The organism is Stieleria sedimenti (assembly GCF_025060895.1).
GTDB lineage: Bacteria > Planctomycetota > Planctomycetia > Pirellulales > Pirellulaceae > Stieleria > Stieleria sedimenti.
The window spans coordinates 35749-44339 of record NZ_JANZKV010000166.1; the positions used below are offsets into that span (position 1 = coordinate 35749).

Below are 8591 nucleotides of genomic sequence, written 5' to 3' on the forward strand. Positions count from 1 at the left end.
CGGCGCACGCGAAGGGGAAGGGGGTTTTTTATCGCGATGAGAGAATCAAGGGGGCCGGGTTTGAATGGTACGGGCGTATGCAGAATGGGATTCAGCAAGCGTTGGTGTCTAGCCTTTAGGCGATTCTCGGTCGCTGCGACGCAGCGACGGGGAACGGCTAAAGCCTGCACACCAACACGTATGCCCGTGCCAACTGAGCGGGAAAAGGGGAAGGGGGTTTTTTTGTGTGCGGCATGCGGAGCATGCCTTGCGGAGTGCAGGAGTTTTGTTTTTTGGTTCGTATTTCACTGTTTGGATTTGCATCATGAGTTGTTTTCGTTTGATGGTTTGTTTGTTGTTGGCGGCGTTGGTCTCGACTCCGGCGAGTGCGGGGGTGATGTCGTTGACACTGGACTCACGCGGTGTGGATTTGAACGGTCTGGAGGTCGGTAATTCCGTCACCATCGATGTGTTGCTTGACCGCATGGGGGTCGGGAAGTTGTTGGACCTGGGCACGACGGTGACGTTGTCCTCGTCGAGTCATTTGAGTGATCCGGCGGTCAGTCCGGTCGCCGGCGTCATCATTCCTGACCCGTTTGACGTTTTCTTTTTGGGAGGTTCTGCCAACGAATTCGTCGATGCGCAGTTTTCGACGATACTTAGTATCGCGTTTGAGCCGGAAATCAATTCCGATGGCGTGTTCTTCTCCTTCGATTTGACCGCAGTTGCCGCCGGCAGCGGCAGTATTGGCTTCGGCCCCTACAGCCCCTTCGCGATTTCGGCTAACAATCCACTGAATCCGATTTTTGACATCGATACCAATGCATTGAACTACACGGTCACGTCCAGCAACGCCGTTCCCGAGCCGAGTTCGTTCATGATTTTCGGGTGCTTCGGGGTGGCGGGCTTGATGCGACGGCGGAGCAAAGTAAGCGACTCGGTTTAGGGTCGAGCGACGTTCTGTGGGAGAGGTTTAGATGAGATTTGAAACGCTTGAATCACGGCGATTGCTTACCGGATGGCTGAGCGAACTGCCTAACGCATTCCGCTTCGTGTCCATTGCGCAATCCTTGAGCAGCGATCAGGTTTGCGTGGCTTACGCGAACACAGACGGTGTCGGTACCGCAAAGATCACCGCGTCCTCGACGCCACAGGTCGATGTGACTCCGACCGAAGCCGAATCCGGTTTCGGGTCTCCCTTCGCCGTGACGGATACTATCTTTCGCGACGACGGCGCGTTTGAAATGGTCGGCTCCGCACTCACCGACCGATCACTTCCCGGCGGCAATGGCGAACCGACCCTCTGGATTGACAGCGTCCTTAGCGCTCTGGGACTGGAGTCAACCATTGCTGGAAATGCCGGTGTGTTCAACGCAATCCATCGTGACGGCCGGGCGGTCGGTGAAGACGACCTGCAACCGATCATCCACGCGATGGGGCAAACCTCGCCGCTACCGCTTGGTGAACACCACGCCATCGGCGCCGCGCTGGACCTAAACGATAACCGTGTTGTCGGGTTTGCTGATGACGAAGCGGTTGTCTGGAATCGATCGGCCGAAGTCTGGGTGCTGCAAATCTTGGAGCAGCGTGACGAGTCGACGTTCGGTTCGGCAAACACGATCTCCGACTACGGAATTGCCGGAGGATCGGATCAGCGAAACGAGAACGGACGAACGGTCGGCGTGCTGTGGAATCGCGATGGCAGCATCTTGCGTGAATTCCTCTCCGAAGGCGACACGGCGGTGACGCACGTGATCGATTCACTTGCCGCGGTCCGAACCGAACGCGGTAGCCAGATCTATCACCCGACAGACGGATCGTTGACGGACGTCGATGACTTTCTGCGAGAAGTTGGCCAACTGGATATCCCTGAAGGGCCGCTGAACGTGATCGACCTCGAACTCAGTGACGATCGGGAGCAGATCTTGGTTCTGCTGGAGTCGGCGAGCGAATCAGAACCAAAGCAATACGCGGCCAGCTTCGATGCGGATCTTCTCGCTGGCAGTTGGCAACACCCCTGGAACCGCTACGACGTCAATGGCGACGGCGTTGTCACACCCAGGGACGCATTGATCGTTATCAACCGCTTAGCTCGTGACCCGACAACCCAATTACCAAACGGTGGAACTCGACAGAATCCATACTACGACGTTACCGGCGATTCCATGATCAGCCCACGCGACGCGCTTGGTGTCATCAACCAATTAGCAGTCCTGGCTCATCGTTTTGTCGCGTGACTTGATTCAAACCGCATTCATGAGGAATTCAATGTTTCGTATCCGTCGAACTTCGCAATTTAAACCGAGCAACACCCGGCGCCGACGTCGGCTGGCAGCCGGTTTGCAGACTTTGGAGAAGCGGCACCTGCTGGCCGCCGCCGTGCTTGCGTCGCCTTTTCCGCCGACCATCGATTTCGCCGATTTCTCCGATGCGAGTGATCTGACTCTGGTTGCCGACACGACCGCGACGGCGGAGCGATTGCGACTGACGACGGCAACCCTGGATGTGGGCGGTGCGGCGTGGCATCACGACAAACAATACGTGTCGATCGGCTTTGAAACGACGTTTCAATTCCAGATGAGCGAAGGCAACGATGGTGAAAACGGTGGTGGCGCAGGCTTTGCCTTCGTCATCCAGAACAACCCCGCGCCGGTCGCCAAAGCGAGCCATTTGGGCTATCACCAAGCTGCCAATAACCTCGCGATCGAATTCGACACGGTCCAGGAAGCGAGTCTGAACGACCCCAGCGACAGCCACGTCAGTGTTCACTCACGAGGTCCCGCGCGAAACCACTGGAATGAGAATTTCTCGCTCGGATCATTCAATACGTCGGGATTCAGGCTCGATGACGGCAGCGTCCATACGGCCAAGGTCACGTACGCGCCGGGAACGATGGAGGTCTACTTGGACGACCTTGCGACTGCTCAGCTGGTCATTCCGTTGGACTTGGAGGAGTTGCTTGACCTTGATCACGGACGTGCGACGGTTGGGTTCACGGCGTCGGCGGGCGGTGGAATTCAGAACCACGACATTCTCAGTTGGACCTTCGCCAACACAGAAGACACGTCCAGCACGCTCAGCATTTTGGACTCGGGTGTCATCGAAGGTGATTCCGGTTCGGTAAACCTCGACTTGACGCTGCAACGATTGGGTGATGTGTCTGCGTCGGCCACCGTCGCTTGGTCCACCGTAGCGGACACCGCGACCGCCGGATCCGATTATGCGACGTCACAGGGCCTCGTCGTCTTTTTACCCAGCGAGACCGAGAAGACGATTTCGGTGCCCGTCTTTGGTGATACCGAAGAGGAAACGAATGAGACCGTTCATGTCTCGATCCAAGTCACCGAGGGGACGCTTGCGGTCGTCGATGGGACGGCCGTCGGCAGCATCTTGAATGACGACGTCAACATCTCGGTCGCCGACGTTACCGTGACCGAAGGCGATCAACAGTACGGCTTCATCGATTCAGCGGTCGATACGACGGCCGTCAGTATCAATGCGATCCGGAAAGCGATCATCCGACCGGACGGCTACCTGTATTTGAATTCCGAGGTGCCTGCGGAAATCCTTCGCTACGACGCCGACACGGGGGTGTTCATCGACCGCTTTGCCACGATGCCGAATTCGGAACAAGCGACGTTCCGAGATTTCAATTTCGGTCCCGATGGGGATCTGTATGTCATTGATCGCAAGCCGGGTTATCGAGTGCTGCGGTTTGACGGAACGAGTGGCGCGTACCGGGGCGAATTCGTTGCATCGCGTTCGGGAGGATTGGATAGCCCCAAGACATTCGTTTTTGACAGCGATGGCAATCTGTATGTAGCGAGCCATGGCGACAAAGTGCTGAAGTACCAAGGTCCTTTCGGAACCGAGCCGGGAGCCTTCCTTGGTGAATTCGTTTCCGGCAGCGGTCGCCCGGACACACCCGACAACCTGACTTTCGGTCCAAACGGAGACCTGTTTGTTGGCTATTCGAATACGGTCGACCGCTACAACGGAACCACGGGCGCCTCTTTAGGCACCTTTGTTCAGCCGGGTTCCGGAGGATTGAATCGGCTCTTTCAAGGTGGGCTGATTTTCGGGCCGGACCGGAACGGGGATGCCCAAACCGACCTGTATGTGACCAGTGGCAGTACCGATGAAGTCCTGGTTTACGACGGGAGCGATGGGAGTTACATCGAGCCGCTTTTCTCGGCCGGCTTGGGCGGCCTGGATCTGCCGGCCGGGCTCACCTTCGACGATGACGGCAATCTGCTGGTTGGCAAAGTCGGCGGCGATGACGATCTGATGCGCTATGGAATCCAATCGCAAGCCGTCTTTATCGTTTCGCTTTCCAAGCCATCTGGCGTTCCCGTGACGGTCCAGTACACCACCGCCGACGGGACCGCCAAGTCCGGTGACTACACGCCGGTCAGTGGGACACTCACGTTTCCACCGGGTGTCACCTCACGGACGATTACCGTACCGACGCATGACGACGCGACCTTTGAGTCGGACGAAACATTCCAGTTGACGCTTTCCAATGCCGTTGGCGCGACGATCGTCGATGACACCGGCGTCGCGACAATCCTTAACGACGACATCCCGCCGCTGGACTTTGGCGATGCCCCGGCTTCTTACGGGACTTTGATCGACAACGATGGTGCAGTCCACATCGCCGTGGGACCGCGACTGGGAGCGCATCGCGACAGCGAAGACGATGGCTTTCCATCGGTCGATGCCGACGGGGACGATGTCGACGGATCGACCGATGACGAAGATGGGGTGTTGTTCGGCACGCTCAAGCTTGGCCAAACGATGGCGGGTGTGAACATCGATTTGCAGGGTAGTGGCGAAGCCAGGATCGATGCCTGGATCGACTTTGACGCAGATGGAGTGTGGGACGCGAGCGAAAAACTCCTTGACAGTGCAAGCGTTACTTCCGGTCTTCAGACACTTAACTTTTCCGTTCCAGCGACGATGACGCTCGGACAAACCTACGCGCGGGTCCGCGTCAGTACCGCCGGAGGACTTGGTCCCGCCGGGTTCGCCGAAGACGGTGAAGTCGAAGATTACTCGATCACGATCCGCGAAGACGTGGTGTATGTCGCCCAACCATCGGAGAACGACATCACCGTCAGCCTCGCAGGGGCGAACGTCGAGTTGATTGACAACGACAGCGGCGCGGCGCTGTTGACCAAACCGATCACGACGACGCAGTCGATACAACTGACCGGCACGACGGGTGACGACAGGTTTGTGATCGACTATGACGAGGGTGGTTTCTATACGTTGCCCGATGGTATGGAGATCGATGCGGCAGGCGGATCCGACTCGGTCGTCATCCGGGGTACCGGAACGTCCACCGCAACCCTGCGATCACCTGACGGGACACTTGCCGGCGCCATCGTGCAGGTGAACGATGCGTCTTATGTCAACGAAGTCCGACTCGTTGACGTCGGTCCGACCAGTGTGCATGCGATGCAATCGATCGAGATCGCTGGTTCGCTCAACGTCGCCGATCAAGTGTTATCACTCGCGGCGACGAACTCCATCACACTTGGCACGATGACGGAATTCGCCGGCGGCCGAATCGAAGCAACTGGCCCCGTCACGGTTGATGGTGTGTTGAAGTATCGACCGCCGGCGGGCGTGACTCCCGCCGCCGGAGACTCCTTCGTGCTGTTGACTGCCACGACGCTGGACGGTTCATTCACGAGCCTGGATCTCCCCACGCCTCCGCTGGGATCCGATTGGGATTTAAAAGTAGACGCGACCGAAGTTCGTTTGACCTTAGTGGATCTGGCCGAAGTCGACGTCTTGACGCTCGGTAGCGGAGCCGGCGCGACACAGCGATCAAACGTCACGAACGTTCGTGTCACCTTTGATGGCTTGGTCGATATCGAAGCGGACGCATTCGAATTGCGAAAGCACGGCACCGAGGATGGCCTGGTCACCACGGCGTTCACGTTGGCGACGGACACCCGAAACAACTCCGTCGCGGCGCTCACCTTCAGCGGACCGCATACCCGTGGTGCGTCCGCCGCGTTGGAGGATGGGAACTATCAATTGACGATCGATCCAACAAAGGTCCACCGGGCCGGAACGTCTATCGCGCTCGACGGCGATGGAGACGGACTTCAAGGTGGCACCTATGCATTCGGCACCACGGCGACCGATCAGTTTTTTGCCTTCTTCGGAGATACCGATGGCGATCGTGATGTCGATGGACAAGACTACGGGCGTTTCGGATTGACGTTCTTGAAGTCGGCAGGAACTCCGGGGTTCAACTCCGACCTGGATAGCGATGGCGACGGAGACGTCGACGGGCAGGACTACGGACGATTCGGCCTGCGTTTCCTAAAGCAGATCTGAGACGAGAAACGAGAAGCGAATGTCGATTTGCAAATTAGGATTCACCCCAAGATCAACGCACTTGCAAAAGCGCAAAGAGGTTTCGTCATGAATCAGATTCCCAGTCGGGGTTGGTATCGGATGTTTCAAAAGATTGCCTTGGCGATTGGAGTCGCGACCGCATTACTCGGCGTCTTGATCCAGAACTCCATCGTCTTGGGGGCCGGTCTGTTGACGCTGGTTCATGCCTTGGTCGCAACTGTCATCATTGCCGTCGAAGACCGACGTTCGATCGCGTCTGCGACGCAAAATCAAACAGACTCTGAAACCATGTGAGGTCGGTGGGTGCAAAACAGGCGGTGAATAAAATCCACCGCGGCGGCAACGGGAGCTGTCGGCAAGCTGCGACTGCCCAAACGCAGTGAGCCGGATCTTCACTCCCAAATTGGCGGGTTTTACCGTGTTTGGCTCAAGCGGGCGGCTCGATCGGGCGGCTCGATCGGTCCGTGCGATCCGTCGTGGATCTTGCCTAGATTTCTTGAGAAGTGTGGGGAGGCGCGGCAGACGTGATGATGATCGAATAGGATGGTTCGGCTCGTTGTTTCAACGTCATCTACATCATGGCAGATCCTGGCTGCCACTCTTGTCGGGTCGATCCCTTCCCGAACGCAACATTTTCTGGCACGATCCGCTGTGTCTGTCCGGTGCCGGATACAATCAGGTCGTTCCAGTCCTCGGAACGGAGTAGATGGATTGGCGGGCGACGCCTTGCAGCGTGATCCGTCGCGGAGACTGGAATCGGCAAGTCCAGCGGCGGTCAACGGTCAGCCCCCACAAAAAGCGATAGTGCTTGGTCAGCCTCACGGTATTGAGCGACGCAACTCGTCTACGTGCAATACACTCCCCTTTACAACATTCCCCTTTACAATCACCTCATTGGAGCGACATCACAGATGAAAGCTTGGATCTTATCACTCGTCACGTTGTTGGCCGTCTCACCGACGATGGCCGAACCGCTGGTCTATGAAGGCACCGAGGGGATCGGCAAGGGCAAGCACCTTGTGTTCATCGCCAATGACCACGAGTATCGTTCGGAGCAGACATGCCCGGCACTGGCGAAGATGCTGGCCAAACATCATGGCTTCCGCTGCACCGTCCTGTTCGGCGTGGATGAGCAAGGCTCGATCAAGCCGGGGGCTCGATTGGTGCCCGGGATGGAAGTACTCAAGGACGCCGACATGCTGTTCTTTTTCACTCGGTTCATGAACCTGCCCGATCGACAAGCGGATCTGCTGGTCGACTACTTCGAACGCGGCGGCCCGGTCGTCGGCGTGCGAACCTCGACGCACTGCTTCAACGGCCAAAAAGGAAAATGGGCCAAGCTGAACTACAACTACTCCGGCGATGACTACCACGGCGGCCTGGGGGAACAGGTGTTTGGCAACACCTGGGAAAAGGAACGCGGCCAAAGCCACTATGGAACGAACCATCAAATGGGCAGCCGAATCACGCCGGTCGCCGGCGCCGAGGCCCATCCCATCCTCCGCGGCGTCGAGCAGATCCACGCCTACTCCGGTGCCTACAAATCGCACCCGCCGGCCGATGCGGCCGAGTTGCTGGAGGTCCAGGTGCTCAACACCTTTGCCCCCAGCGATGACGTCAACACCGAGAAACCGTTGGTCAACGCCGGCTGGGCACGCGATTGGTACACCGCTCCCTCGGGGGCAAAGAAAAACGCCCGCATCGTCTACGCCTCGTTCGGCGCCTCCGAAGACCTGCTCAGCGAAGACGGGCGTCGGTTTCTCGTCAACGCGTGCTTATGGGCGTGCGGCATGGAGGACACGATCAAATCAAATCTGGACGTCAGCCTGGTCGGTGATTACGCCCCCACTCCGTATTCCAACGGCGCGTTTTATTACGAAGGCGTCAAACCGTCGGATCTTGCCGGTTGGGATTCACGCGTCATGCCCGATTCGGCTCCGCTGGCAGGAGTGGATGACGCCAACAACGCTCGCCGGCGTATGGGCGCGCTGGCCAATCGTCCCGAACTGAAAACGCAACTTGCCGAAAAGTATCCAAACCTTTACGGGCCCGACGCCGAATGGCCGCAGGCACCACCGAGGCGGAAAAATAAGTAAGCAACAAGTGCTGTTAAATCGCGAGCGACCAGAATCGCGACAGGTGCTTGAACTCGACGACACGGACTTCGCCCGCAATCGATTTCCCGACCGTTGGTGTTTTGCTCAGGCCGGTGCCCGTGGGCTCGCGCCAAACGGCTG

The 8591-nt window shown here is 57.9% G+C and carries 5 protein-coding genes; all 5 read left to right on the plus strand.

Annotated features, from left to right (window positions below):
* The first annotated feature begins 304 nt into the window (after nucleotides 1–304).
* The 5 genes from NZK35_RS20860 to NZK35_RS20880 all read left to right on the plus strand — a co-directional run bounded on the left by NZK35_RS20860 (nucleotide 305) and on the right by NZK35_RS20880 (nucleotide 8450).
* A complete protein-coding gene (locus tag NZK35_RS20860; protein WP_259634463.1) occupies nucleotides 305–925 on the plus strand; it encodes a PEP-CTERM sorting domain-containing protein in 621 nt (206 codons plus the stop codon).
* 31 nt (nucleotides 926–956) lie between these two features.
* Nucleotides 957–2216, plus strand: a complete 1260-nt coding sequence (locus NZK35_RS20865; protein WP_259634464.1) for a dockerin type I domain-containing protein — start codon at nucleotides 957–959, stop codon at nucleotides 2214–2216.
* 31 nt (nucleotides 2217–2247) lie between these two features.
* Nucleotides 2248–6333, plus strand: coding sequence for a Calx-beta domain-containing protein (locus NZK35_RS20870; protein WP_259634465.1), 4086 nt, complete (start codon nucleotides 2248–2250; stop codon nucleotides 6331–6333).
* Between the two features lie 87 nt (nucleotides 6334–6420).
* A complete protein-coding gene (locus tag NZK35_RS20875) occupies nucleotides 6421–6648 on the plus strand; it encodes a hypothetical protein (protein ID WP_259634466.1) in 228 nt (75 codons plus the stop codon).
* Nucleotides 6649–7265: 617 nt separating this feature from the next.
* Entirely contained in the window at nucleotides 7266–8450 is a 1185-nt protein-coding gene (locus NZK35_RS20880; protein ID WP_259634467.1) for a hypothetical protein, read from the plus strand.
* Nucleotides 8451–8591 lie beyond the last annotated feature (141 nt).